Below are 26,116 nucleotides of genomic sequence, written 5' to 3' on the forward strand. Positions count from 1 at the left end.
GTTAGGCTTGGTTCGGACGGTTCGGACCCGGTGGAGCCGACGGCACGGGGGAGTGGCGCGATGACGGACACGGATGAACTGGTCGAGGTGACCTCGCACGACGAGCTGCGCGAGCTGCTCGGCGCACCGCTGCGACGGGTGGCGGAAAAGGCGCGCAAGTCCCTGCACGACTACGACCGGCAGTGGCTGGCCGCGTCGCCGTTCTGCCTGATGTCCACCGCCGGCGCGGACGGCACCTGCGACGTCTCGCCCAAGGGTGACCCGGCCGGCTTCACCCTGGTCCTAGACGACACCACGATCGTCATCCCGGACCGGCTGGGCAACCGGCGGGCCGACGGTTTCCACAACGTGCTCGACAACCCGCACGTCGGGCTGGTCTACCTGATCCCCGGCCGGGGCGACACGCTGCGGATCAACGGTCGGGCCCGGCTGGTCCGCGACGCCCCGTTCTTCCCCCGGCTCGCGGTCAAGGGCCGGGTGCCCACCCTGGCCATGGTGGTGGAGGTCGAGGAGATCTTCTACCACTGCTCGAAGGCGTTCCTCCGCTCCGACCTGTGGCGGCCGGAGAGCTGGCAGCCGGACGTGGTGCCGTCGCGGGCGTGCATCGCCAAGGCGCTCGAGTCCCCCGACCAGTCCCTCGAGGAGCTGGAGCGCTACTACGGCCCGGCGTACGCCGAACGCCTCTACGGCTGAGCGGAGCGTCACCGGCCGGGCCGGACGGTGACGTCGGGCTGGTAGATCCGGTACTCGGCGAACTCGATCGTCCGCGTCCCGATGCCACGCTCCCGGAGCAGGTCGCGGAAGGCCTGGTCGGCCGGTTCGAGCCGGCCGAACACGAACGCCGGCCGGTCGGCCGCGTGCACCTGGCGCGGGTACGCGGGGTAGCGGTCCTGACCGGGCCGCAGGCTGTCCCCGAGTACGGCGCAGAGCACCCGTTCCCGACTGTTGAAGATCAGCCGGTTGCAGGTCCAGTAGTCGCCGTAGACCCGGGTGATCCCGGCCCGGCGCAGTACGGTCGCCAGTTCCCGTGACCGGCCCTCCTCGGCCCTGATCGTGGGCACCTCCCTGATCAGGTCGACCGTGGTGTAGACCATCGTGCCCGCCAACACCACCAGCACCCCGCTCGCCAGGACCCCGGCCACCCTCGCCCCCTGTCGGCCCCGCCGCACCCAGCCGGCCGCGAGCCAGAGCGGCCAGAGTACGGCCGGCAGGGACAGTTGCAGGATCGACAGGTACCGGGCGCTGGCCAACGGGGCGGTGGCGGCGAGCGAGCTGCGGGCGTACCCGGCCAGGGTCAGGGCGGCACCGGCGAGCAGGGCGAGCTGGGTGACGTACCGCAGCCGGCGGACGAGCGGCGTGTCCCCGGAGGCGGGCTCGTCACGGTGACCGGCGGCGGGCTCGACCGGTCCCGGCCGGCGCAGGCAGAGTACGGCGAGCACCGCCGCGACCAGCAACAGCAGTGGGTAGAGCGCACCCCAGGCCATCTGCCACCCGGTGCAGGCGGTCGGCAGGCAGATCCCGGTGGCGAGCGGGATGCCGACCAGTACGCTGCCGTGCAACTGGTCGACGGTCGAGGTGTCCCCGCCCTCACCGGCGCTGACCTGGGACAGTACGGAAAGCGAGTCCTGCCCCGGCGGGGCGTACACGTTGTCCAGGATCAGCGGCAGTACGCCGAGGAGAAACCCGGCGACGAGCAGCAGCCCGGCCCAGCCGAACAGTTCCCGGAAGTTGCCGATCAGCAGCACGAGCGCGGCCACCGCCAGGTACGGCAGGATCAGCCAGTCGTCCCACACGCAGAGCCCGGTGACCAGGCCGAAGGCGCCGAAGGCGAGCCAGCGGCGGCGGACGATCCGGCGCTCGCCGAGGGCCAGGGCGATCAGCAGCAGCAGGGCGACGGCGGGTTTGACCTCCGGCCGTCCGCCGACCGCGGTGAGCTGGTCCCGGATGATCCGTTCCGAGCCGAGCGCGAACAGCCCGACGGTGAGGGTGGCGAGCCAGGGGGAGTAGAGCCGCCGGGTGAGCCGGTACATCAGGTAGACGAAGGCGGCGTACAGGAAGATCAGCGGCAGCCGGAGCAGTACCCAGCTCGGTTCGAAGGCGGCGAACAGCGGCGCCGCGAGGTACGACTCGACGACCCCCATGTAGTGCTGCCCGTAGAGGAAGATCGGCCATTCCCTGCCGGTGGCGATGTGTGCCGCGGCGAGCCCGAAGGTCGCCTCGTCGCTGTTCCCGCCCGGCACGGTGAGCAGCATCAGGACCAGCCGGTAACCGATACCGACCAGCCCGAGTAGGAGGGCCACCAGCCCCGGCGCGTCGAGCCACCGGTGCTGCCGTTCGGTCTGCTCCACGGCCACTGACACGACCAACGCCCCCGTCGTCGTCCCGCAGGCAGTGTCGCACGTTGAATAGGGTGAAAACCGTTCATCTCGGCAAAACGGGCAGGTCCGGGGAATTTTTGATCATTGTGCCCGGTGCTCGCATGGCCGGCGGGGACCGCTTATGGCAGGGTGTCAGGGGTGTCGCTCGTACCCGCCCGATCGTCGGAAGTGACCCGGCGCCCCCACCGGGCGGCCCGGGTCGAGGACGCGGTGCACGAGCTGTTCGCCCGCCGGTTGCGGCAACGGGGATGGCCGCCCACGATCGTCGCGTACGCCGGTTACGGCGGCCAGGGCTGGCTGCGGGTGATGGGCCGGATGCTGCTCACCCGGATCGATCCCCGCGCACCCCGACCCGCCGAGAAGGTACGCGGCTGGCGTAGCTTCGTCACCCTGCCGGTGAAGGACGCCCCGGTGCTGATCGAGGCGGGCGGCAGCCGGCACGAGGCGCGTACGGACCGCAGCGGGTTCATCGACGCCGTGATCAAGGCCGACCTGCCGCCCGGCTGGGGAACGGCGCGACTGACCAGTCCCGGCGCCGAACCCGTCGACGCCCCGGTACGCGTGGTCGACCCGGAGGCCCGCTTCGGCATCCTCTCCGACATCGACGACACGGTGATGGTCACCGCGCTGCCCCGGCCCCTGCTCGCCGCCTGGAACACGTTCGTGCTCGACGAACACGCCCGGATGGCCGTACCCGGCATGGGGGTGCTCTACGAGCGCCTGGTCACCGCCCACCCCGGCGCCCCGGTCTTCTACCTCTCCACCGGCGCCTGGAACGTGGCCCCGACGCTGACCCGGTTCCTCTCCCGGCACCTCTACCCGGCCGGTCCGCTGCTGCTCACCCAGTGGGGGCCGACGGTCGACCGGTGGTTCCGCAGCGGGCGGGAACACAAGCGGGCCACCCTGGCCCAGTTGGCCCGTGAGTTCCCGAAGGTCCGCTGGCTGCTGGTCGGCGACGACGGCCAGCACGACCAGGAGATCTACGCCGAGTTCGCCGCCGCCCACCCGGAGAACGTGGCCGCGGTCGCGATCCGCCGGCTCTCCCCCACCCAGTCGGTGCTCGCCGGTGGCCTGCCCGGCCACCACAACGGCGACCCGCACGCCTCCGGCCTGGCCGGTCAGCCGTGGCTGTACGCCCCGGACGGCGCCGGTCTGTGGCGCCTGCTCCGCGACACCGAGATCACCTAACCGTCGACCGGGCCGGCGCTCAGTTTGGCCCGTACTTTCCCGGTGTCCGGGTGGCTGATCTCGGTCATGATGTCGAGCGCCTGCCGCCACACCGCGTACGCCTCGTCGGGCTCACCGGCGGCCAGGTGGTTGTCACCCAGGCGGTGCAGGCTGTTCGCCTCGTACACCCGGTCACCGGTTTCCCGGCGGATCCGGATCGCCTCCCGGTAGCACTCGGTCGCGTGTGCGTACTCGCCCAGGTGGTGGTGGGCGTAACCGAGACTGTCCCGGGTGGCTGCCTCACCCTGCCGGTTGCCGACCTCCTGCACGATGACCAGCGCCCGCCCGCAGTGGTCGATCGCCAGGTGGTGGTCGCCGCGCAGCACGTGCACCCACCCGATGCTGTTGAGGGCGTGGGCCTGGCCGGGACGGTCACCGGCCGCCGTGTAGTGGTCCAGCGCGGACAGGCTGTGTGCGAGGGCGTCGTCGTACCGCTCCTCCTTGTAGGCGATCCCGCCGAGGCGACGGTAGGTGTCGCCCTGGCCGGTGTGGTCGCCGAGTTCGGCGAAGAGGGCCACCGACCGGGTGAGCAGCGCCCTGGCATCGTCGTACCGGCCGAGTTCGGTGTAGGCCAGGCCCAACTGGCTGCCGGTGTGGGCCAGCCCGAGACGGTCCTCGCGCGGGTCGAGCGCTGCCCGCGCGGTCTCCTGCGCGCTGACCCAGTCGTCGAAGTAGCCGCGCCGGTGCAGGAACGGCACCATCGCCCAGGTGAGCTGCCAGGCGTGGTGGGGGAAACCGTCCGCGGCGGCCCGTCCGACCGCCGCCAGGAGGGTCGAACGTTCGGTGGTGAACCAGGCCCAGGCGGCGTCCACGTCGGACGGCACCTCGGCGGCGCCACCGGGCTGCGCCTGCGGGACGGCGGACGACCCCGGTGAATCCGCCGGGGGGCCCGGCGAGGGCCGGTGGTGGGACAGCAGCCGGTCCGCCGCCAGGGCGCTGTGCAGGTAGTGGTCGAGCAACCGGTGCCGGGCCGCCCGCCGCTGCCCCGCATCGTCGCTGGTCGCGGCGAGTTCCCCGGCGTACGCGGCCAGCAGGTCGTGCATCGTGTAGCGGCCGGGCACGGGCTGGACGGCCAGGTTGGCCCGGACGAGTTCGGCGAGCAGGGCACGGGCCCGCCGAACCGGCACACCGGCCAGACTGGCGGCGGCCGGGAGGCTGATCTCCGGCCCGGTCCTGGTCCCGCCGAGCAGCCGGAACAGCCGGGCCGAGTCGGCACTCAGCGCGCGGTACGACCAGGAGAAGACCGCCCGCGCGTCGACCACGTCGTCCGGATCGGCGAACCCGTCCAGCCCGCCCTCCTCGTCGTGCAACTCGGCCGCGATCCCCGCCAGCGACCGGGCCGGCGAGGTGGCCACCCGGGCGGCGACGATCGCCAACGCCAGCGGCAGACCGCCGCACCGGCCCAGGATGGCCCCGGTCGCCTCGGGTTCGGCGTTCAGCCGGGCGGCGCCGACCCGGCGGGCCAGCAGTTCCCGCGCGTCGGTCGGCGGCAGGATGTCGAGCACCAGCGGATGCGCACCGTCGGCGGCGACCAGCCCGGAGAGCTGGTTGCGGCTGGTCACGATCGCCAGGCACCCCGGACCGCCGGGCAGGAGGGGACGTACCTGCTCGGCGTCGCGGGCGTTGTCGAGCAGCACCAGGATCCGGCGCCCGGCGAGCAGGCTGCGGTAGAGCGCGGTCTGCCCCTCGACGGTGCGCGGCGACCGCTCGGGGGCGACCCCGAGCGCGTCGAGCATCCCGCGCAGCGCCTCGGCCGGGCTCATCACCGAACCGGTTGGATCGAAGCCGCGCAGGTTCACGTAGAGCTGCCCGTCGGGATAGCTCGGTGCGACCCGGTGGGCCCAGTGGACCGCGATCGTCGTCTTACCCGTACCGGCCATGCCGCTGATCGCACTGACCACCATGGCGGTCGACGGGGCGCCCTGCTCGGGGACGAGGGCCAGGGCCCGCCGCAGCTCTCCCCGCCGTCCGACGAAACTCGACAGGTCGGGCGGGAGCTGCGCCGGGCGTACCACCGGACCGGTCGGGGTCGGCCGGTCAGCCTCCGGTACGGAGTTGCCCCGCTGCCGGTCGAGCACCGTCTCGTACGCGGCCCGCAGCTCCGCACCGGGGTCGATGCCGAGCTCCTCGGCGAGGGCGGCCCGGACCCGGGCGAAGACCGCCAGTGCCTGCGCCTGCTGACCGGATGCCACCAGCAGCAGGATCAGCCTGGCCTGTAGCGGCTCGTCCAGTACCGCCCGTTCGGCCGCGCGCCGGATGTCGGTGACGAGTTCGTCCGCCTGCCCGCACCCGAGCGCGCAGTCGGCCGCCTCCCGGACGGCGTCGAAGTACTCCCGGTCGAGTTCGCCGAAGACCGGATGCGTACGGATGGCGGGGTTGACGTTGCCGGCACCCGGCCCCTGCGACAGCCGCACCGCGGCGGCGAAATGTGGCACCGCCGCGCCGTCCCGACCGGCGGCGACGGCGGCCCTGGCCTGCCCGAGCAGACGCCGGAAGTCGAGCAGGTCGACGCTGTCGGCGTCCCCGGTGAGCTGGTAACCCCCGGCGGAGCGGCCCAGCCACCGGCCGGGTTCCCGTGGACCGAGCGTGGGTTCCAGCAACCGGCGCAGGGTGCCGATGTGCCCATGTACGGCGTTGACCGCGGTGGGCGGCGGATCCTGCCCCCAGAGCACGTCGACGATCTCGGCCAGGCTGACCGGTGTGCCGACCCGGGCGAGCAGTACGGCGAGCAGGGCCCGTACCTGGGGTGCGCCGAGTTGGACCTCTTCGCCACCCCGCCAGAGTCGCACCGGCCCGAGCACGGTCAGGCGTACCGGTGCCCCGCTCCGATAGTTGTCCGTTGTGGTCATCGTTCAGTGGCCGGCCAGCTTGGCCAGCACCTGGTCGATCCGGGGATGGCCGACCTCGGCCATGATCACCACCGCACGGTGCCAGGTGGAGAGGGCCGCGTCCAGCTCACCCCCGGCGAGCAGGGTGTCGCCGAGCCGGTCGAGACTGGCCGCCTCGTACGTCAGGTCACCGATCTCGCCCCGAATCCGGATCGCCTCGTCATAACACTGCGTGGCCTGCGGGTACTCGGCCAGGCAGTGGTGGACGAAGCCCAGACTGTCCCAGGTGGCCGCCAGACCGCGCGGGTTGCCGACCTCCTCGAAGATCGCGAGCGCCCGGTTGCAGTGCTCGACCGCCGGTTCGTACTCGCCGATCCGGGCATGGGTCCAACCGATCGCGTTCAGCGCGAGCGCCTGCCCGTTGCGGTCGTCGACCGAGGTGTAGAGCGCGAGCGCCTGCCGGGCGTGGTCGAGCGCCTCCTCCGTCCGGTTCTGCCGGTCCCGGATGTCGTTGAGACAGCGGTGGCCCACCGCCTGCCCCACCCTGTCCCCGAGATCGGCGAAGAGGCGCAGGGAACGGGCGAGGTGGACGCTTGCCTCGTCGTACCGGCCGTACCTGACCAGGATCGACCCGACCACCCGGGTCAGGTACGCCTGCCCGGTCCGGTCGTCGTCCCGCTCGGTCGCCGCCAGCACGCTCACCATCGTCGGCAGCCAACCCTCCCAGTGCCCGCGCAGGACGAGGAACGGTTCCAGTGCTCTGGCCAGCTGCCAGGCGTGTCCGGCGAGCCCGTCGGCGGCGGCCCGGGCGATCGAGGCGACCAGGGTGTGGCGTTCCGCGACGAACCAGGACAGCGCCTCGTCCGCCGAGCACATCGGTGCCACGGTGATCGTGGACGGTGCCGGCCCGAGGGGGACCGTGGGCCGCAGCGGGGAGAACAGCCGTTCGGCGGCGTGTGCCGTGTGCAGGTAGTGGTCCAGCAACCGGTGCCAGGCCTCCCGGCGCTCGGCTCCGCTGTCGTGCTGCCGGGCCAGCTCGTCGGCGTACGCGCCGAGCAGGTCGTGCATCGTGTACCGGGAGCCGTCGCCCTGGAGCACCAGACTCGCCCTGGTCAGCTCGGCGAGGAGCGGGCGGACCTCCCGGACCGGTACGCCGGCCAGACTAGCCGCGGCCGCCTGGCCGATGTCGTGGCCGTTGCGAACCCCGCCGAGCAGCCGGAACAGCCGCGCCGCACCGGGGCTGAGGGCGTGGTACGACCAGGAGAAGACGGCACGCGGGTCGACGGCGCTGTCCGCGTCGGCGAAGACGTCCAGCGGACCCTCCTCGTCGTCCAGTTCGGCGTTGATGCTCGCCAGGGAGAGGGCCGGATAGGTCGCCGCCCGCGCGGCGACGATGGCGAGCGCCAACGGCAACCCACCGCACCGGCGCAGGATGGCGGCGGTGGCCTCGGGTTCGTTGTCGAGCCGGTCCCCGCCGATCCGCAGCGACAGCAGCTTGTGCGCGTCCCGCACCGGCAGGGTGTCGAGGACCAGGGGGTACGCCCCGTCCACGGCGACCAGTCCGGCGAGCTGGTTGCGGCTGGTCACGATCGCCAGGCAACCGGGGCTGGCGGGCAGCAGCGGGCGTACCTGGTCGGCGTCGCGGGCGTTGTCGAGCACCACCAGCATTTTCCTGCCGGCGAGCAGGCTGCGGTAGAGGGCGGTCCGCCCGTCCAGGCTCTCCGGGATCCGGTCCGGTGCCACCCCCAGCGTCTCGAAGATCTCCCGGAGCGCGTCGTCCGGGCTCACCACCGCGTCGCTCGGACCGAAGCCGTGCAGGTCCAGGTAGAGCTGGCCGTCGGGGTACCGCCCGATCACCCGGTGCGCCCAGCGGACCGCGAGCGTCGTCTTCCCCGCACCGGCCATTCCACTGATCGCGCTGATCACGACTGTTCCCGGCTCGGCGCCCTCCTCGGGCATGAGCGACAGGGCTCGGGCGAGTTCCCCCCGGCGGCCGACGAAGGTCGACAGGTCGGGTGGGAGCTGGGCCGGGCGTACCGGACGTGGCGATCCGGTCGGCCCGACGGCATCCGGGCGAGTGGTGTCCGGTCGCCGGTCGCCGACGGCAGCCGCGCCGGTGCCGTGCTGCTGGCGGAGCACCGCCTCGTACGCCGCCCGCAGTTCCGCCCCCGGGTCGATGCCCAGATCGTCGGCGAGGGCGGTACGCACCCGCCCGAACAGGACGAGCGCCTGCGCCTGCTGTCCGCTCGCCGCGAGCAGCAGGATCAACCGGGCCTGCAACGGTTCGTCCAGCGGAAAACGTTCCGCTATCCGCTGGATGCCGGCGACGAGATCGGCCGCCCGTCCCGCCCGCAGCGCGCAGTCGGCCGCCTCCCGGACACCGGCGAGGCACTCCCGTTCGAGCCCGCCGAAGATCGGATGCGACCGGACGGTGGCGCTGACGTTGGCGGCGCAGGGACCCTGCGGGAGCCGCAGGGCGGCGACGAAATGGGCCACCGCCGCACCGTCCCGACCGGCGGCGACGGCGGCCCTGGCCTGCCCGAGCAGGCGGCGGAAGTCGAGCAGGTCGACGCTCTCCGCGTCCCCGGCGAGCTGGTAGCCCCCGGCGGAGCGGCTCAGCCACCGGCCGTGTTCCCGGGCGCCGAGGGAGGGTTCCAGGAGTCGACGCAGGGCACCGACGTGCCCGTGTACGGCGTTCGTCGCGGTGGCCGGCGGGTCCTGCCCCCACAGCACGTCCACGATCTCGGCGAGGCTGACCGGTGTGCCGACCTGCGCGAGCAGTACGGCAAGCAGTGCGCGTACCTGGGGAGCGCCGAGTTGTACCTCGGTCCCGTCCCGCCACAGACGCACCGGGCCGAGCACGGTGAGGCGTACCGGATCGGTCTTTTCCTCTGTCACTGACTCCTGCGTCCCCGTTACGGACGGCCCGGCTGGCGGGCCCTCACTTCTTCTTCAGTTTTTCCCTGTGCAGCCCGGTTTACGGTCGACCCCGGCACACCCCGATGGGCAGGTCACCTGCCCATTATCGCGGCGGTTGGGCGCAATACCCTACCGGCCCGCTCTGGAATGTGCCGGGCAGTGGGTCCGACGACCGCACCCCTGCATCGTCCCGTCAGTCCCGACCGGTCGTGCCATGCCCAGGCGTGGACACGGACCGGCCATCTAGGGAGAGCACATGACCGCAGTTCCGATTACCGATTCCGCCCGCCGGCGTCGTCCGCTCCTGATCAGCATGCTCGTCGCTCTCGTGCTGCTGCTCGGTGCCGGAGGGCTCGCCGCGACCCCGGTCGCGTCCGCCGCAACCGCAAACCGGACCAAGCCGACCGTGGTCCTGGTGCACGGCGCCTTCGCCGACGCCTCCGGTTGGAACGACGTGGTACGCCAGCTCCAGCGGCAGGGCTACCCGGTGATCGCACCGGCCAACCCGCTGCGCGGGGTCGCCTCCGACTCGGCGTACGTGGCCAGCATCCTGGCGACGCTGACCGGCCCGATCGTCCTGGTCGGACACTCGTACGGCGGCATGGTGATCACCGCCGCCGCGAACGGCAACCCCAACGTCAAGGCCCTGGTGTACGTGGCCGCGTTCGCACCCGACGCCGGTGACACCGTCGAGGGGCTGCAGACGAAGTTCCCGGGCAGCAAGCTCAGCCCGGCGGCACTCGACTTCCGTCCGTACCTGCTGCCGGACGGCAGCCCGAGCGTCGACGGCTACGTCAAGCCGGCCCTGTTCCGCGACATCTTCGCCGGTGACCTGCCGGCCGCCACCACCGCCGTCATGGCCGCCACCCAGCGCCCCGGCGACGGGCACACGCTCCAGGAACCGGCCGGGGCACCGGCGTGGAAGACCATCCCGTCCTGGTACCTGGTCGCCCGCAACGACAACCTGATCCCGGCCGCCGCGCAGCGCTTCATGGCCGGTCGGGCGAACGCCCACAAGGTCGAGGTCAACGCCTCGCACGTGGCGATGATGTCGAAGCCGACCGCGGTGGTCGACCTCGTCACCGACGCCGCCCGGACCACCGTCCGCTGAGCACAGGGAGATTCACGATGGGCTTTGTCACCACCCCGGACGGTACGCAGATCTTCTACAAGGACTGGGGGACCGGTAAGCCGGTTGTCCTCGCCCACGGCTGGCCGCTGAACTCGGACAGCTGGGAGGCGCAGGCGCTGTTCCTGGCCGCGAACGGATACCGGGTGATCGCCCACGACCGGCGCGGACACGGCCGCTCGACCCAGACCTGGCACGGCAACGAGATGGACACGTACGCCGACGACCTCGCCACCCTGATCGACACCCTCGACCTGCGCGAGGCGACCCTGGTCGGGTTCTCCACCGGCGGCGGGGAGGTCGCCCGCTACATCGGCCGGTACGGCACCGGCCGGGTGGAGAAGATCGTGCTGGTCTCGGCGGTGCCGCCGTTCATGCTCAAGACCGACGACAACCCCGGTGGGGTGCCGATCGAGGTCTTCGACGGGATCCGCGCCGGGTCACTGGCCGACCGGTCCCAGCTCTACAAGGACCTCGCCGACGGCCCGTTCTTCGGCAACAACCGGCCCGGCGCGAACGTCTCCCAGGGCATCCGGGACGCGTTCTGGCTCCAGAGCATGCAGGCCGGACACCGCAACGCCCTGGAGTGCATCGCCGCGTTCTCCGCGACCGACTTCCGCGCGGACCTCGACGCGTTCGACGTACCGACGCTTGTCATCCACGGCGACGACGACCAGGTGGTCCCGTTCGAGGTCGGCGGCAAGGCATCGGCGGAGCGGGTCAAGGGTGCGGTTCTGAAGGTCTACCCGGGGGCCCCGCACGGCATCACCGACACCCACAAGGAGCAGCTCGGTGCCGACCTGCTCGCCTTCCTCAACAGCTAAGGACGACCGATGAGTACCGCACCCGACACCATCGTGCTGATCCACGGCCTCTGGGTGACGCCGAGAAGCTGGGAACACTGGATCGAGCACTACGAGAAGCGGGGCTACCGGGTCATCGCTCCGGCGTACCCCGGATTCGAGGTCGAGGTCGAGGCGCTGAACGCCGACCCGTCACCGATCGAGGCGGTGACCATCCCGGGCATCGTCAGCCACCTGAAGTCGGTGATCGCCGAGCTGGACCGCCCGCCGATCCTGATGGGCCACTCCGCCGGTGGGGTCTTCACCCAGATCCTGCTCGACCACGGGGTGGGAGCCGTCGGTGTGGCGATCAACTCGGCCCCGACCGAGGGCGTCACCGTGCTGCCGGCCTCGCAGGTGAAGTCGACGTTCCCGGTGCTGAAGAACCCGGCGAACCGGCACCGGGCCGTCGCCTTCACCCACGACCAGTGGCGCTACGCCTTCACCAACACCTTCAGTGAGGAGGAGTCCCGGCAGCTCTACGCCCGGTACGCGATCCCGGGCCCCGGACAGATCGTGTGGGCGGGCGTACTGGCGAACTTCCAGCCCGGCCACCAGGCCGCGTGGGTGGACTACGCCAACGACAACCGGGCGCCGCTGCTGTTCGTCGCCGGTGGTGAGGACCACCTCATGCCGCCTGCGGTCCAGCACTCCAACGCCAAGCACTACACCTCGAACACCGTCACCGAGGTCAAGGAGTACGCCGGCCGCTGCCACCTGCTCCCCGCCCAGCCCGGGTGGGAAGAGGTCGCCGACTACGCCCTGGACTGGGCGGTACGCCACGCCCGTACGTCCGACTGATCTTCACTCACGGGGAGATACCGGTGGGGGTGTGCCCGAACAGGGCCCACCCCCACCGGGTCGTACCCGCTATTCGGTCATGCCCATGGGGTCGGATCGGACGAAGCTCATCTCCCAGCCGCCATTGCCGACGGGCTGACGCTGGTAAAGATGATCTATCTCGGGGAGACGGTCGCCTTCGCCTCGATGGCTCAGCACCCAACGCGCCGGTGGCACCCCGTCCGGGTCGACCGGTAGTTGGTGGATCTCGCCGTCGGCGGGACCGCCGACGAACCGCATGTCGACGAGCGTCATCAGCGCTCCACTCCCTCCGGGCCGGAAGATGCCTCGTTCCCGTAACGGTCGCATACATGCCGCCACGGTCCGCGCGGTTGCAAATTACCGGGGCACCTACCGGTTCAACGAGCGATGGCAGCCGGGCGATAACGTTCCGGCCATGCGACTGCAGAACATCGTCTTCGACTGCCGTAACGCGTACGAGCTGGCCTCGTTCTGGAGCGTCGTGGTCGGTCGACCGCTCGGCGCCGACGACAAGCCGGGTGACGAGGAGGTTGTGGTCGAGATGTCGGAGGGGCCGACGCTGTACTTCGCGGAGGTGCCCGAGCCCAAGACGGTCAAGAACCGGCTGCACGTCTGCCTCGAACCGGACCAGCTCCGGGACGGGGAGGTGGAACGGGTGCTCGGTCTGGGCGCGACGATGGTCGACGACCGCCGTCGGCCGGACGGAACGGGGTGGGCGGTGCTGGCCGACCCGGAGGGCAACGAGTTCTGCATGCTCCGCAGCGCGGCCGAGCATCCGGTGAACTAGAGACGGTGACTTTTCCTACCGGGGCAAGCGCGCTGATGTCCGGGCGGGTCTCCGGACCAACCTGCACCGCCCTCGGATGACCTTCCGCAAATCGCTCGCGGACGACGAGGACGGTGGAGGACGGTGAACTAAACGCTCAGTTCTGAGCCGGTCCGGTGGGCTCGATCCGGTTCATCTCCTGGGCGATACGACCCTCGTCGAGGCCCGACCACGAATTCACCGCCCAGACGTGGAAGATCAACCCGACGCCCCAGCCGAGGATCGACCACAGCGGCCAGAAGAACTGGTCCGGAGTGTAGGCCCACCACACGATGACCTGGGTGATGTTGGCCAACAGGTAGACCAGCACGTGGGCCTGCACGCCCATCTTCTGGCGCAGCCGGCGGATGGCGCGTGCGCGCACCGGGTCTGGATCGGCAGGGCTCGCGGAATGGTTTGTCTTCATCTTGGTGTCCTCGCATCTCGAATTGTTCGGCGGACGTTGGTTCCTGCGATCACGTACTGCGGGTGATCACCAGGTCTTCGGTGGGCAGCGTCTGGCAGGCGAGCCGCCAGCCCTGGTCGATCTCCTCGGTGGAGAACATCCCCCGGGTGTCCGTCTCGTAGCTGCCGGAGAGGATCCGGACCCTGCAGGTGCCGCAGGCGCCCTCGCTGCACGATTGCGGGAACGGGATGCGGGCGGCGTTGGCGGCGTCCAGGACCGTCTGCCCGGGCGGGCAGGCGAACGTCGTGCTCCGGTCCCGCTCGGCGATCGTGTAGCCCGTGACGCCGGCCTGCTCGGCGGCGACGGCGATGGCGTGCGCCCTTTCCCGGCGGGTCTGTGTGCTGCGGCCCGACACGAAGGCTTCGGTGTGGAGGGTGTCGCGGGGCACCTCGAGTGCGGTCAGCAGACCGAGCACGTCCTGCATCATCGGCGCCGGGCCGCAGAGGTGTACGCGCGTGACGCCGGCGACGTAGGGGCGGAGCGCTTCGAGGTCGATCCGGCCACGCCGGCCCGGCCACCCGGCACCCGGCTGGGTGAGAAAGACGGCCACCTCGAGCCCGGGCAGCCGGGCCTGAAGCTGCTCCAGCTCCTGCCGGTACGGGATTTCGTCCTCGGTCCGGCACCCGGCCAGCAGGACGATGCGGCCGTGATGACCGGCGTCCGCCGCTGCGGCCAGGACGCTGATCAGGGGGGTGATCCCGACTCCGCCGGCGATCAGCAGCAGTGTGCCGCCACCGGTGTCGCGCTGTGGGTCCCAGGTGAACTCACCGAACGGGCCGCTCACCCGCAGTGCCTGCCCGATCTCCAGGTCGTCGTGCAGGAAGGTGGAGCCGAGGCCGATCGGATCCCGCTTCACCCCGATCTCGACATGATGCTTCGCACCCGGGCCACTCGAGATCGAGTAGGAGCGCTCGATCGGCTCGACCGCCACGGGCAGATCGATCTTGAGGTACTGGCCCGCGGCAAAGGAGAACGGCACCGTGCCGCCGTCCATCGCTTCCAGCCGGATTTTCCGGATCGTCGGTGTGAGCGCCTCGATCTCGGTGACGCGCAGGTAGCCCTGCCAGGTGGTGGTCGATTCGCGTACCGGGTTGCGGGCGAAGATGGATCTCCACATCGCTCCGGTCTGCCTGGGCCGCAGCACGGCGCCGGCCGCGACGAGCCCTCCGGCCAGCGCCCCGACCACGCCGGAACCCCAGGCGTCCTGTCCGGCCACGACCAGGCCCCGCACCGGCGTACGCGCCCCCGCCAGCGGCGAGCGCAGCCGTTCCGGGGTCGCTGCGAGGCCGTAGAAGGAACCCCGGACGCTGTGCTGGTAGGTCTCGAACGACAGCGGTGTGGCGAGTTCGGCGAAGGCAATGGTCTCCCGGATGCCGGGCCACCGTTCGTCGAGGCGGTCGATCAGTCGCCGGGTCAGTGCGTCCTTGAGCCTGTGGTAGTCGTCCGGCCGCTCGTCGTCGGGCGTCCCCTGCCACTGGTCGAACGCCGCCGGGTCGATGAGTTCCACCACCTCGACGGTGTGGTGGCGAGCGGCCGGGTTGTTGAGGGAGGCGAAGGAGACGTAGAGCGTGCCGTCACCGAGCTGCCGGTGAAAACCGTCATGACCGTCGAGGTCGGGCATGAACCAGTGGTTCTCCCCGTGCAGGCCGAACGTGGCCGGTGACCGGTCCAGGCCCAGGAACAGCATGATCGCGGACGGTTCCGCCGGCAGGTTCGCGACCTCGCGCTTCCACTGTGGCTCGGCCGCCGATTCCAGCAAGGCGTACGTGTTGCGGACGCCCGCCGCCGAGACGACGGCCGGGGTCCGTACCCGATAGGTGCGTCCGGTGGCGCGGTCCTCCACCTCGACAGCGGCCACCCGGCCCCGCTCCAGGACGATCCGCTGAACCTGTTGACGGGTCCGCAGCTCGACACCGTACCGGTCGAGGATCTCGAGAACGATCTGGTTGAGCGCCCTCGGGCCGCCCACGGGATGCGCGGTGCCCGCCATGAAGAACGTGGTCGGCACCGCGGCGTGGTAGCCGAAGGCGTTCGACCCGGGCGGCGTCCCGTAGAGCCCCCACCGCGCGGCCAGAATCGCCCGGAGCTTCGGGTCCCGGAAGCTGCGGGCCATCTGGTCCCGCGACGACCGGTACGTGGCCGGGAAGAGTCGCTCGACGATCGGGAACCCGAGTCTGCGCACCGGCGCGGGCATCGACGAGAGAATATTGCGCGTGGCGAGCCCGGCCATCGCCTGCCGTACCGTTCGGAAATAGCGGTCGATGGCCTCGGCCTCGCCCGGGAACCGGTCCTTGAGTCGGGCCCGGAACTGTTCCCGGCCGGCGGGTACGGTGAAATCGAATCCGGGAAAGTGCAGGACGTCGTAGTCGTCCGGCAGCGGCCAGAGCTGCACCCGCCCGTCGGTCACGAAGTCGAGGAAGGGACCGGCGTTCGCGCTCATGTAGTGCAGTCCGGTTCCGAACTTGTACCGCCCTTCGCGGGAGAACTCGTGCGTCATCCCACCGAGGGTGTAGTGCTGTTCCAGGACGAGAACCCGTTTCCGGCCGAACTGCGCGAGCATGCGGGCCGCCGCCAGACCGCCCATGCCCGATCCGACCACGACAACGTCGGCTTCTTCCTGCGCGGTCAAGGTCACCCTCAGCTTCTCGGTGGACGATCCGGTCCCGGCAGGAAAGCCGGGATCCCGTTGAGTCCGAAGATAGGGAGACCCAGTTGACAGGTACTGGACGACTTCTGAATCGCGCCGTCACCCCGGAAGCTGGCCATCGGGGCACCCCACGCACCACCAGGCGCAGCGGGTGGGCGGGCAGGGCTCGAACCCGCGATCGAGGGATTATGAGTGCCCTGCTCCGAGGTGCCGACTCACCGACCGGACAGGGCGCTCCGGGCGTCCGTCACGCCCCGGTTGGCCAGGGCGTCGGCTCGTTCGTTGCCGGGGTCGCCGTTGTGCCCCTTCACCCAGAGCCACTCGACCTTGTGCGACTTGACCGCCAGTTCCAGGCGCTGCCACAGGTCGGCGTTCTTGACCGGCTGCTTCGCCGAGGTCTGCCAGCCGTTGCGCTTCCAGCTCGCCATCCAGCTGGTGATGCCGTTGCGGACGTATGTGCTGTCGGTGTGCAGGCGTACGGTCACCGGCCGGTTCAGGCTCTCGAGCGCCTGGATGGCGGCCATCAGCTCCATCCGGTTGTTCGTGGTGGGCGCCGACTCGCCCCCGTACAGTTCGCGTTCGTGCTCGCCGTAGCGCAGCACCGCACCCCAGCCGCCCGGTCCGGGGTTTCCGCTGCACGCGCCGTCGGTGTAGATCTCCACGACCTTCTCGGCCGCCTGGTCCGTCATGCCGGCAATCTACCGGTCCTGCCCGCTCCCGCCGGTCGCACGCCGCACCCCGGCGCCCGTGCCGGCTAGCCGGGACGGGGGACGTCAACCGGGGTCCGCTCGGCGTTTGGCTTACCGGGGGCGGACCGGCGCTCGTTTCCGTCCGTGGTCCGTTCGCCGGTGCGGTCGAGCAGGCGCATGACCGGTGTGGCCGCGATCCCGTGCAGGACCACCGAGACGATCACCACCAGGCCCACCGTCGCCCAGACCAGGTCGAGCTGCGGGATCTCGGCGTGGCTGGCGGCGTACGCGACGTAGTAGATCGAGCCGACGCCACGGATGCCGAAGAACGCGATCACCCAGTGCTCGGCGGGTCGCCCCGGTGCGCCGCGCAGCGAGAGCCAGGCGACCAGGGGGCGGATCACGAACAGCAGCGCGAGCCCGGACAGGGCGGCGGGCCAGGTCAGCGGTGCCAGCAGGCCGTCGACCACGGCTCCGCCGAGGAACAACAGCAGCAGTACGGTCAGCAGCCGCTCGATCTGCTCGGCGAAGTCGTGCAGGACCCCGTGGAACTCGTGCGTACGCTCCGATGCCCGGATCGCCCGTGCGGCGAAGAAGACGGCGAGGAAGCCGTAGCCGCCGACCACCTCGATCAGCCCGTACGCGAGGAAGGTGGCCGCGATGGCGACGAAGCCCTCGGCGTGGCGGGCCAGCCGCAACTGCGACGGGGCCCGGAAGAAGAGCTTGCCGAGCAGCCAGCCGACGAGCAGCCCACCACCCACCCCGACGGCGATCTTGTAGAGGACGTCGACGGCGAGCCAGTGGCCGAGCCAGTCGGCCGGGGCGAGGCTGGTGGCGGCGATCGCGATGGCGGCGTACACGAAGGGGAACGCGAGCCCGTCGTTGAGCCCGGCTTCCGAGGTCAGCGCGAACCGGACCTCGTCCTCGTTGTCCTCGACGTCGGTCGGCTCACCCACCTGTACGTCGGCGGCGAGCACCGGGTCGGTCGGCGCGAGCGCGGCGGCGAGCAGCAGCGCGGCGGCCGGCACCAGCCCGGCCCACCACCACCCGAGCAGGGCCACGGCGAGGATGCAGAGCGGCATGCCGATGGCCAGCAGTCGCCAGGTCGACGACCAGCGTCGCCACCCGGCCCGACGGTCGATCTTGAGGCCGGCGCCCATCAGGGCGACGATCACCCCGATTTCGGTGAGGTGGGTGGTCACCTGGGGGTGGGCGATCGGATCGGGGCTGGGTAGCCCGGTCGGCAGCAGGAAGACCAGCATGCCGAGCCCGAGGAACGCTATCGGCATGGAGAGCGGCCGGTGTTCCACCATCCGGGGCAGGATCCCGGCCAGTAGTGCACCGATTCCGACCAGAGCGAACGCCACATCGACCGGCTCCACGCCACCACCTCTCCCGATCTGCCCGACGGGCAGGTGGTGCCTAGGCTTTCCCCGGCGCGGCCCCGCCCACTCCTGAAGTGGCCGGTGACTCAGGCCGGGAAACTGTTTGCGGACTCAGGACAGGGCGGCGATCGGGGATTCGGACAGCGCGGCGAGCAGGTCGGCGGGGTCGTGGTAGACGGCCACCGCGCCCGCGCCGGCCAACTCGCCCCGGCTGGTTCCGCCGCAGGTCAGGCCGATGCAGGGGATGTCGAGCTGGCCGGAGGCGGCGACGTCCCAGATCGAGTCGCCGACGAACACCACCCGCGAGGCTTCCAGGCCGGACTGGTCGAGCGCGGCGGCCACGATGTCCGGGGCGGGTTTGCTCTCCCGGGCGTCCGCCGAGGTGGTCACGGCGGCGATGACGTCGTCGGCGTTCAGCACCGCGCGCAGGGCGGACGCCTCGTGTTCGGCAGCGGAACTGGCCAGGACCACCCGCAGCCCCAGGCCGGCGCAGGCGCGCAGCAGGGCGACGGCGCCGGGCAGTGGGCGCAGCCGGGGCCAGTACTCGGCGTAGAGACTGTCGTGCGCGCCGCGGATCCGCTGGTCGCCGTCGCGGTCGTGCTCCGGCCCGAGTACGTGTTCCAGCAGCTTGTCCGCGCCCATCCCGACCGAGCGGTGGATCGAGGCCATGGGTACGTCGTGTTCGGCCTGCCGCAGCGCCTCCCACCAGCAGACCGTGTGCAGGTACGTGGTGTCGACCAGGGTGCCGTCGATGTCGAAGAGCACACCCCTCGGGTTCTCCATGCCACCCGCTTACCCCGCGGGTCGTCTCCGTACGCCGTCGAGGGCGATGCCGAGCACCCGGTCGCGTTGCCGCTCGTCGGTGAACCCGGTCGCGGTGAGCCCGGTGATCATGCGCAGTACGTCGTCGAAACTGACATCCGTACGCGCCTCGCCGGCCGCCTGGGCGCGTTCGAACAGGGGCTCGCCGGCGCCGTACATGGCGACCCGGCAGGAGCGGAACGTCTCCGAGTCCCGGTTGAGCGACTCGTAGATGGCTCGTTTCGTGGCGACGTAGTCGACGAACCGGCGCAGCCAGATCACGAAGCCGTCCCAGGGCGGCAGGTCGGCGACCTCGTCGGCGGCCTGGCACAGCTCCTCGACCTCGCCGAGGTAGACGGTGTCGAAGAGGTCCTGGCGGGTGGGGAAGTTCCGGTAGAGGGTGCCGATGCCGACTCCGGCCCGACGGGCGATCTCCTCCAGGGAGGCCGACGTGCCGCTCTCGGCGAAGACCTCGCGGGCGGCGCCCAGCAGCGCGTCGAAGTTGCGGCGGGCGTCGGCCCGGTGCGGGCGGCGCACCGCGACCCGGGGTGTTCCGGACCCCTGCTCCGTCACCGTTCCTCCCGAGCTGTGGCCGATCCGACGGGCTGTGACCGACCCGACTTGTACCGGAGGCATCCCTCCGTTAATCTGGAGGTACGCCTCCACTTTAACAGGCGACCCGCGAGCGGACGACCCTCCTGCGAAGCTCGGTCTGACACAACCGCAGGCAGCGGGCAGGATCAGGAGAGGATTTTCGACCATGGCCAAGACCTGGCTCGTCACCGGAAGCTCCCGTGGACTGGGGTGGGAACTGAGCCGCGCCGTCCTTGCCGGCGGTGACAACCTCGTCGCCACCGCCCGCCGCCCCGAGCAGCTTGCCGAACTCGTCGACACGTACGGCGACCGGGTCCGCGCGGTAGCCCTCGACGTGACCGACCCGGCCGCCGCGCACACCGCCGTCCGGGTCGCGGTGGACGTGTTCGGCGGGCTCGACGTGGTGGCGAACAACGCCGGTTACGCCGACAGCGAGCCGATCGAGGAGACCTCGGACGAGGACTTCCGCCGGCAGATCGAGACGAACCTGTTCGGCGTGATCAACGTGACCAAGGCGGCCCTGCCGATCCTGCGCCGCCAGCGTTCCGGTCACTTCCTCCAGTTCTCCTCGATCGGCGGCCGGGTCGGCGGGACACCGGGGCTGGCCGCGTACCAGACCGCGAAGTTCGGCGTGGAGGGGTTCTCCGAGGTGCTGAACAACGAGGTCAAGCCGTTCGGGGTCAAGGTGACGATCGTCGAGCCGGGCGCCTTCCGTACGGACTGGGGTGGCTCGTCCATGCGGATCGCCGAGGTGGGGGCGGCCTACGAGGAGACGGTGGGACGGATCCACGCCTACCGCCGGGAGGCGGACGGCAAGCAGCCCGGTGATCCGGGGCGGGCCGCCCAGGTGATCGTCGGCGTCGTCGCGCTGCCCGACCCGCCGCTACGCCTCCTGCTCGGCTCCGACGCCCTCGAGCTGGCCGAACAGGCGTCGGTGGCACGGGGCCAGGAGACCTCCCGGTGGGCCGAGGTCAGCCGGTCCACCGACTTCGACGGACAGAATGACCTGAGCCAGTCGTACCTTGCCGGCCTGCTGCCCCGCTAGCGAACCGTCAGCGGGGTGCCGGGCGGAGCCAGAGGACACCGAGCGGGGGGATCCGGAGCGTGGCCGAGGCCGGCTGCCCGTGCCACGGCATCGGCTCGGCCCGTACGGTGCCGAGGTTGCCCACCCCGGAGCCGCCGTAGCTCTCCGCGTCCGTGTTCAGGGTCTCCTGCCAGACACCGGCCACCGGCATGCCCAGCCGGTAGTTCTCGTGCGGTACGGCGGAGAAGTTCGCCACGCAGACCAGCGGCGACCCGTCGGCGGCGATCCGGATGAACGCCACCGTGTTGTTGCCCGAGTCGTTCCCGACGATCCACCGGAACCCGTCCGGGGAGGTGTCCTGCGAGTAGAGCGCCGGGGCGGCCCGGTAGGCCCGGTTCAGGTCCCGGACCAGCCGCTGCACCCCGGCCCGTGCCGGGTCGTAGACCAGGTTCCAGTCCAGTCCCCGGTCCTCGCTCCACTCGCGGTCGTCGGCGAGTTCACTGCCCATGAAGAGCAGTTGCTTGCCCGGATGCGCCCACATGTACGCGAGCAGCGCACGGACGTTCGCCAGCCGCTGCCAGGTGTCGCCGGGCATCTTGCCGGCCAACGAACCCTTGCCGTGGACCACCTCGTCGTGGCTGATCGGCAGCAGGTAGTTCTCGCTCCAGGCGTACACCAGGGAGAAGGTCAGTTCGTTGTGGTGCCACTGGCGGTGGACCGGCTCCTTGCTCAGGTAGGTCAGGGTGTCGTGCATCCAGCCCATGTTCCACTTGAAGCCGAAGCCGAGCCCGTTGGCGTGGGTCGGTTGGGTCACCCCCGGCCAGGCGGTGGACTCCTCGGCGATCATCACCACGCCGGGATGCTCCCGGTAGACGGTCGCGTTCGTCTCCTGGAGGAAGCCGATCGCCTCCAGGTTCTCCCGGCCGCCGTGCTGGTTCGGCAGCCACTTGCCGTCCTCGCGGGAGTAGTCCAGGTAGAGCATCGAGGCGACCGCGTCCACCCGCAGCCCGTCGACGTGGAACTCGGCGCACCAGTAGAGCGCGTTGGCGACCAGGAAGTTGCGTACCTCGCGGCGGCCGAAGTCGAAGACGTACGTGCCCCAGTCGGGGTGCTCGCCGCGACGCGGGTCGGCGTGCTCGTACAGGGCGGTTCCGTCGAACCGGGCCAGCGCCCACTCGTCGCGGGGGAAGTGCGCCGGTACCCAGTCCAGCAGCACCCCGATCCCGGCGGCGTGGAGCCGGTCCACCAGGTAGCGGAAGTCGTCCGGGGTGCCGAACCGCGAGGTCGGGGCGTAGTAGCCGGTCACCTGGTAACCCCAGGAACCGCCGAACGGGTGCTCGGCCACCGGCATGAACTCCACGTGGGTGAAGCCCAGGTCGACCACGTACGCGGTGAGCTGGTCGGCCAGCTCCCGGTAGCCGAGACCGGGGCGCCACGAGCCGAGATGCACCTCGTAGACGCTCATCGCCTCCCGGTGGGGGTGGCGCTGGGCACGGTCGGCGAGCCACTCGGCGTCGTTCCACTCGTACGACGACTGGTAGATCACCGAGGCGGTCCGGGGCGGGACCTCGGTGTGCGCGGCCATCGGGTCGGCCTTGTCCCGCCAGATCCCGTCCTGGCCGAGGATCCGGTACTTGTACCGCTGGCCGGGCGCCGCCTCGGGGGCGAAGATCTCCCACACCCCACTGCCGCCGAGCGACCGCATCGGCCAGCCCTCGTGCGCGCCCCAACCGGTGAAGTCGCCGACCACGCGTACGCCCCGGGCGTTCGGCGCCCAGACCGCGAAGGCGACCCCGCCGCCCGTGCGGGGACGGGCGCCGAGGGCGGACCAGAGCCGTTCGTGCCGGCCCTCGCCGATCAGGTGCAGGTCCACCTCGCCCAGGCTCGGCGGGTAGCGGTACGGGTCGTCGCGCGGCTCCCCGTCGACCTCGATCCGGTAGTCCAGCACCGTGCCGGGCACGGTCGCCTCGAAGACCCCCTCGTTGTGCACCCTGCGCATCGGGTACCGGTCCCCGGCGACCAGCACCGAGACCTCCCGGGCACCGCGCCGCCAGGTACGGACCAGCGTCTGCCCGCCGCGCGGATGCGCCCCGAGCAGGGCGTGCGGGTCGTACGCCACCCCGGCGACGAGCGAGTCCAGGTCAACGTCCATCAGCGGGCTCACTTCGCGGTCTCGGTGGTGGCGGGCACGCTCGGGGCGGTGGCCGGTGGCGGTGGCGGATCGTTGCGGTGCACGGTGAACACGTGCGCGGGCTGGTTCGGGTCGAGCCCGACGACGTTGTGCTGCCCCCAGTCGTACCGGGCGCCGCTCATCTCGTCGTAGACGGTGAACCGGTCGGCCCAGTCCAGGCCCAGCGCCGGCAGGTCGAGGCTGAGGTTGCCCCACTGGGCCTCGAAGGGGTCGAGCGAGCAGACCACCAGGACGGTGTTCCCGGTCCGCTCGTCCCGCTTCGACCAGCAGAACAGGGCCGGGTTGTCGCTGTGGTGGAACCGCAGGTTGCGCAGCCAGTGCAGCGCCGGGTTCTTCCGCCGTACGGCATTGAGCCGCGCGATGTACGGCGCCAGCGACCGCCCCTGCGCCTCGGCGGCGGTCCAGTCCCGGGGACGGAGCTGGAACTTCTCGCTGTCGGCGTACTCCTCGGCGCCGGGCAGGGCCTCGTGTTCGAGGAGTTCGAAACCGGCGTAGATGCCCCACGAGGGGGAGAGCAGGGAGGCCAGCACCGCCCGGATTTTGAAGATCGACGGTACGCCGAGCTTCAGCGGCTCGGGCAGGATGTCGGGCGTGTTCGGCCAGAAGTTGGGGCGCATGTAGTCGGCCGCTTCGATCAGCTCGGTGCAGTATTCGCGCAGCTCGTCGGCGCTGTACCGCCAACTGAAGTAGGTGTACGACTGGGTGAACCCGATCTTGCCCAGGCCGTGCATGACCGCCGGTCGGGTGAACGCCTCGGCCAGGAAGAGCACGTTCGGGTCGAGCTGCTTGACCTCGTGGATCAGCCACTGCCAGAAGTCGAACGGCTTGGTGTGCGGGTTGTCCACCCGGAAGATCCGTACCCCGTGGTCGATCCAGTGCGTCACCACCCGCAGCACCTCGGCCCGGATCCCGTCGGGGTCGCGGTCGAAGTCCAGCGGGTAGATGTCCTGGTACTTCTTCGGCGGGTTCTCGGCGTACGCGATCGAACCGTCGGCGAGGGTGGTGAACCACTCCGGGTGCTCGGTCACCCAGGGGTGGTCGGGTGCGGCCTGCAACGCCAGGTCCATCGCCACCTCCAGGCCGACCTCGCCGGCCGAGGCGACGAACCGGCGGAAGTCGTCGGCCGTACCGAGATCGGGGTGGATGGCGTCGTGGCCGCCCTCGGCCGCGCCGATCGCCCACGGCGAACCGGGGTCGTCCGGGCCGGCGACCAGGGAGTTGTTCGGGCCCTTGCGGTTGACCCGGCCGATCGGGTGGATCGGCGGGAGGTAGAGCACGTCGAACCCCATCGCGGCGACACCGGGGAGCCGGGCGGCGGCGGTGGCGAAGGTCCCGTGCTCGGCCGGTTTGCCCTCGCCCGGCGGGGTGATCCCCTCGGAACGGGGGAAGAACTCGTACCAGGCGGAGAAGAGGGCGCGGGGGCGATCGATCCAGAGTGGATGGTCGTCGCTGCGGGTGACCAGCCGGCGCACCGGGTACGACCACAGCAGCTCGGCCAGGTCCAGGGCCGGGGCGAGGCGCTGCTCCAACGGCAGTTCCCGATCGCGCAACGCCGCCGCTGCCGCCCGTACGCCGGCTTGGAACTCGGCCGGGACCAGCGCGGACGCCGCGTCCATCAGGGCGGCGCCCTCGGCCAGGTCGTTGCCGAGTTCGGTCGCGTCCTGCCCGGCGGCGGACTTCTTGGTGACCGCGTCCCGCCAGGTCAGGTACGGGTCGTCGAACGCCTCCACGGCAAAGGTCCAGTCGCCGACCGCGTCCGGGGAGATGGTCGCGTGCCAGTGGTCGTCCCGGCCGGGGCGCATCCGGGTGAACGGGCGTGTCTCGCCGTCGGGGCCGGACCAGACCACGTTGCAGCCCAGCGCCCGGTGCCCCTCCCGGTAGGCCCGCGCGGAGACCGGCACCAGCTCACCGACCACCGCCTTGGCCGGGTAGCGACCGCAGGCCACCGAGGGCGTGATCTTCTCGATCGGAAACCGTCCCGTCACGGTGCCAACCTACTGCCCCGGCAGTCCCGGCGCCCGGTCGAAATCCGATCATCCCCGCCGCCGCAGGTCGGACGGCCGTTTCCGGTCAGAGGGCGGGCAGGACCGAGCGGTAGACCCCCATCGTCCGCTCCGCGATCGCGTCCCAGGAGAAGTGTTGGACCGCGCGACGGCGTCCCGCTCGACCGAGTTCGGCGGTACGGGCGGGGTCGGCCAGCAGCTTGTTGATCGCCCCGGCCAGGTCCTCGACGAAGACCTCCGGCGCCAGCGGGGTGCCGGTGCCGTCGGCGGCCTGCTCGATCGGGACCAGCAGCCCGGTCTCCCCGTCGGAGACCACCTCCGGGATGCCGCCGGTGGCGGTGGCCACCACCGCCGTCTCGCAGGCCATCGCCTCCAGGTTGACAATGCCCATCGGTTCGTAGATCGACGGGCAGACGAAAACCGTGCTGTGGGTGAGCACCTGCACCACCTCGTGCTTGGGCAGCATCTCGGCCACCCAGAACACCCCGGACCGGCTGGCCCGCAGCTCGGCCACCAGGGATTCCACCTCGGCGGCGATCTCGGCCGTGTCCGGGGCGCCGGCGAGCAGGACGAGCTGGGTCTCCGGCGGCAGTGACCTGGCCGCCCGGAGCAGGTACGGCAGGCCCTTCTGCCGGGTCACCCGGCCGACGTAGGTGACACTCGGCCGGTCCGGGTCCACCCCGATCCGGCGCAGCACGTCGGTCTCCGGGTCCGGGGCGTACTGGCGGGTGTCGATGCCGTTGTGCACCACCCGGACCCGTTCCGGTGCCACCTCCGGATAGGCGCCCAGCAGGTCCCGTTTCATCCCGGCGGAGACCGCGATCACCGCGTCGGCGGCGCCCAGCGCGGTCCGCTCACACCAGGAGGAGAGCGCGTAACCGCCGCCGAGCTGCTCGGCCTTCCACGGCCGCAGCGGCTCCAGGCTGTGCACGGTCACCACGTGCGGCACCCCGTGCAGCAGCTTCGCCACATGCCCGGCGAGGTTGGCGTACCAGGTGTGGCTGTGTACCAGGTCGGTCCCGGCGGTTCCGGCGGCCATGGCCAGGTCGACGCCCATGGTCCGGAGCGCGGCGTTGGTGCCGGCCAGCTCCACCGGTTCCGGGTACGCGGTCACCCCCGGCGGGTCGTCCGGCCCGGTACGCGGCGCGCCGAAGCAGTGCACCCGCAGGTCGGCCAGCCGGCGCAGTTCCCGGGCGAGGTACTCGACGTGCACCCCGGCCCCGCCGTAGACCTCGGGTGGGTACTCGCGGGTCAGCAGATCGATCCGGAGTCGTCCGTCGTACGGAGCGGTTTCGGCCACGTTCCGCACACTAGTCCAGCATGTTGCCCGGTACGACTGGTGCGAACGGCCGGGTGTGGTTAGCGT

General features: G+C 71.2%; 19 protein-coding genes and 1 pseudogene. 7 read left to right on the top strand and 13 right to left on the bottom strand.

All coding sequences use genetic code 11. From position 1 onward, the window contains the following. The first annotated feature begins 60 nt into the window (after positions 1–60). Positions 61–693 (top strand): pyridoxamine 5'-phosphate oxidase family protein, encoded by a 633-nt coding sequence (locus tag ACWEFB_RS07635; protein WP_452283255.1) that lies wholly within the window; start codon positions 61–63, stop codon positions 691–693. A gap of 8 nt (positions 694–701) precedes the next feature. Here ACWEFB_RS07635 and ACWEFB_RS07640 read toward each other — a convergent pair whose 3' ends face one another. Then, positions 702–2,354 (bottom strand): hypothetical protein, encoded by a 1,653-nt coding sequence (locus tag ACWEFB_RS07640; protein ID WP_452283458.1) that lies wholly within the window; start codon positions 2,352–2,354, stop codon positions 702–704. Positions 2,355–2,516: 162 nt separating this feature from the next. Between ACWEFB_RS07640 and ACWEFB_RS07645 the strand changes: the two genes are divergently transcribed. After that, a complete protein-coding gene (locus ACWEFB_RS07645; RefSeq protein ID WP_452283257.1) occupies positions 2,517–3,566 on the top strand; it encodes an App1 family protein in 1,050 nt (349 codons plus the stop codon). On the opposite strand, the gene ACWEFB_RS07650 is transcribed toward ACWEFB_RS07645, so the two are convergent. After that, positions 3,563–6,454 carry an AfsR/SARP family transcriptional regulator gene (locus tag ACWEFB_RS07650; protein WP_452283259.1) on the bottom strand — a complete coding sequence of 964 codons (2,892 nt, stop codon included), beginning with the start codon at positions 6,452–6,454 and terminating at the stop codon, positions 3,563–3,565. The genes ACWEFB_RS07645 and ACWEFB_RS07650 overlap by 4 nt on opposite strands. A 3-nt stretch (positions 6,455–6,457) precedes the next feature. Beyond that, positions 6,458–9,331: an AfsR/SARP family transcriptional regulator gene (locus tag ACWEFB_RS07655; protein ID WP_452283261.1), complete on the bottom strand. Its 2,874-nt coding sequence runs from the start codon at positions 9,329–9,331 to the stop codon at positions 6,458–6,460. A gap of 334 nt (positions 9,332–9,665) precedes the next feature. On the opposite strand from ACWEFB_RS07655, the pseudogene ACWEFB_RS07660 reads away from it, so the two are divergent. The 3 genes and pseudogenes from ACWEFB_RS07660 to ACWEFB_RS07670 all read left to right on the top strand — a co-directional run. Then, positions 9,666–10,367, top strand: a pseudogene (locus ACWEFB_RS07660) (alpha/beta fold hydrolase); the annotation flags it as partial. Further along, positions 10,289–11,305 (top strand): alpha/beta fold hydrolase, encoded by a 1,017-nt coding sequence (locus ACWEFB_RS07665; RefSeq protein ID WP_452283460.1) that lies wholly within the window; start codon positions 10,289–10,291, stop codon positions 11,303–11,305. The pseudogene ACWEFB_RS07660 and the gene ACWEFB_RS07665, both read left to right, overlap by 79 nt. Positions 11,306–11,314: 9 nt before the next feature. Beyond that, positions 11,315–12,124, top strand: coding sequence for an alpha/beta hydrolase (locus ACWEFB_RS07670; RefSeq protein ID WP_452283263.1), 810 nt, complete (start codon positions 11,315–11,317; stop codon positions 12,122–12,124). A gap of 69 nt (positions 12,125–12,193) precedes the next feature. Here the strand turns inward: ACWEFB_RS07670 and ACWEFB_RS07675 are convergent, their stop codons facing one another. Next, complete coding sequence (locus ACWEFB_RS07675) at positions 12,194–12,418, bottom strand: hypothetical protein (protein WP_452283265.1); 225 nt, start codon at positions 12,416–12,418, stop codon at positions 12,194–12,196. Positions 12,419–12,560: 142 nt separating this feature from the next. Here ACWEFB_RS07675 and ACWEFB_RS07680 point away from each other — a divergent pair, with 142 nt between their 5' ends. Then, positions 12,561–12,932 carry a VOC family protein gene (locus tag ACWEFB_RS07680; protein ID WP_452283267.1) on the top strand — a complete coding sequence of 124 codons (372 nt, stop codon included), beginning with the start codon at positions 12,561–12,563 and terminating at the stop codon, positions 12,930–12,932. Positions 12,933–13,068: 136 nt separating this feature from the next. On the opposite strand, the gene ACWEFB_RS07685 is transcribed toward ACWEFB_RS07680, so the two are convergent. From ACWEFB_RS07685 to ACWEFB_RS07710, 6 genes are all read right to left on the bottom strand, one after another. Next, positions 13,069–13,335, bottom strand: a complete 267-nt coding sequence (locus tag ACWEFB_RS07685) for a 2TM domain-containing protein (protein WP_452283269.1) — start codon at positions 13,333–13,335, stop codon at positions 13,069–13,071. Positions 13,336–13,426: 91 nt separating this feature from the next. Next, complete coding sequence (locus ACWEFB_RS07690) at positions 13,427–16,051, bottom strand: FAD-dependent oxidoreductase (protein WP_452283271.1); 2,625 nt, start codon at positions 16,049–16,051, stop codon at positions 13,427–13,429. 227 nt (positions 16,052–16,278) lie between these two features. Then, complete coding sequence (gene rnhA / locus ACWEFB_RS07695) at positions 16,279–16,752, bottom strand: ribonuclease HI (protein WP_326559759.1); 474 nt, start codon at positions 16,750–16,752, stop codon at positions 16,279–16,281. A gap of 65 nt (positions 16,753–16,817) precedes the next feature. Beyond that, positions 16,818–18,134: a cation:proton antiporter gene (locus ACWEFB_RS07700; protein ID WP_452283274.1), complete on the bottom strand. Its 1,317-nt coding sequence runs from the start codon at positions 18,132–18,134 to the stop codon at positions 16,818–16,820. 114 nt (positions 18,135–18,248) lie between these two features. Further along, a complete protein-coding gene (locus tag ACWEFB_RS07705) occupies positions 18,249–18,920 on the bottom strand; it encodes an HAD family hydrolase (RefSeq protein ID WP_452283276.1) in 672 nt (223 codons plus the stop codon). 9 nt (positions 18,921–18,929) lie between these two features. Next, positions 18,930–19,511, bottom strand: a complete 582-nt coding sequence (locus ACWEFB_RS07710) for a TetR/AcrR family transcriptional regulator (protein WP_452283278.1) — start codon at positions 19,509–19,511, stop codon at positions 18,930–18,932. Between the two features lie 187 nt (positions 19,512–19,698). On the opposite strand from ACWEFB_RS07710, the gene ACWEFB_RS07715 reads away from it, so the two are divergent. Then, positions 19,699–20,577 carry an oxidoreductase gene (locus ACWEFB_RS07715; RefSeq protein ID WP_452283280.1) on the top strand — a complete coding sequence of 293 codons (879 nt, stop codon included), beginning with the start codon at positions 19,699–19,701 and terminating at the stop codon, positions 20,575–20,577. Between the two features lie 7 nt (positions 20,578–20,584). On the opposite strand, the gene glgB is transcribed toward ACWEFB_RS07715, so the two are convergent. The 3 genes from glgB to glgA all read right to left on the bottom strand — a co-directional run bounded on the left by glgB (position 20,585) and on the right by glgA (position 26,050). Next, complete coding sequence (glgB, locus tag ACWEFB_RS07720; RefSeq protein ID WP_452283462.1) at positions 20,585–22,696, bottom strand: 1,4-alpha-glucan branching protein GlgB; 2,112 nt, start codon at positions 22,694–22,696, stop codon at positions 20,585–20,587. Positions 22,697–22,716: 20 nt separating this feature from the next. Then, positions 22,717–24,732, bottom strand: a complete 2,016-nt coding sequence (locus ACWEFB_RS07725; RefSeq protein WP_452283282.1) for an alpha-1,4-glucan--maltose-1-phosphate maltosyltransferase — start codon at positions 24,730–24,732, stop codon at positions 22,717–22,719. Between the two features lie 85 nt (positions 24,733–24,817). Further along, positions 24,818–26,050 carry a glycogen synthase gene (gene glgA, locus ACWEFB_RS07730; RefSeq protein WP_452283284.1) on the bottom strand — a complete coding sequence of 411 codons (1,233 nt, stop codon included), beginning with the start codon at positions 26,048–26,050 and terminating at the stop codon, positions 24,818–24,820. Positions 26,051–26,116: the final 66 nt, after the last annotated feature.

This window comes from Micromonospora sp. NPDC004704, from assembly GCF_053601675.1.

What these genes read in the sequence shown, in the direction of transcription:
- ACWEFB_RS07680 (WP_452283267.1), top strand. Translation starts at nt 12,561, where the DNA reads ATGCGACTGCAGAACATCGTCTTCGACTGCCGTAACGCGTACGAGCTG.
- ACWEFB_RS07705 (WP_452283276.1), bottom strand. Translation starts at nt 18,920, where the DNA reads ATGGAGAACCCGAGGGGTGTGCTCTTCGACATCGACGGCACCCTGGTC.
- ACWEFB_RS07670 (WP_452283263.1), top strand. Translation starts at nt 11,315, where the DNA reads ATGAGTACCGCACCCGACACCATCGTGCTGATCCACGGCCTCTGGGTG.
- ACWEFB_RS07715 (WP_452283280.1), top strand. Translation starts at nt 19,699, where the DNA reads ATGGCCAAGACCTGGCTCGTCACCGGAAGCTCCCGTGGACTGGGGTGG.
- ACWEFB_RS07675 (WP_452283265.1), bottom strand. Translation starts at nt 12,418, where the DNA reads ATGACGCTCGTCGACATGCGGTTCGTCGGCGGTCCCGCCGACGGCGAG.
- rnhA (WP_326559759.1), bottom strand. Translation starts at nt 16,752, where the DNA reads ATGACGGACCAGGCGGCCGAGAAGGTCGTGGAGATCTACACCGACGGC.
- ACWEFB_RS07635 (WP_452283255.1), top strand. Translation starts at nt 61, where the DNA reads ATGACGGACACGGATGAACTGGTCGAGGTGACCTCGCACGACGAGCTG.
- ACWEFB_RS07650 (WP_452283259.1), bottom strand. Translation starts at nt 6,454, where the DNA reads ATGACCACAACGGACAACTATCGGAGCGGGGCACCGGTACGCCTGACC.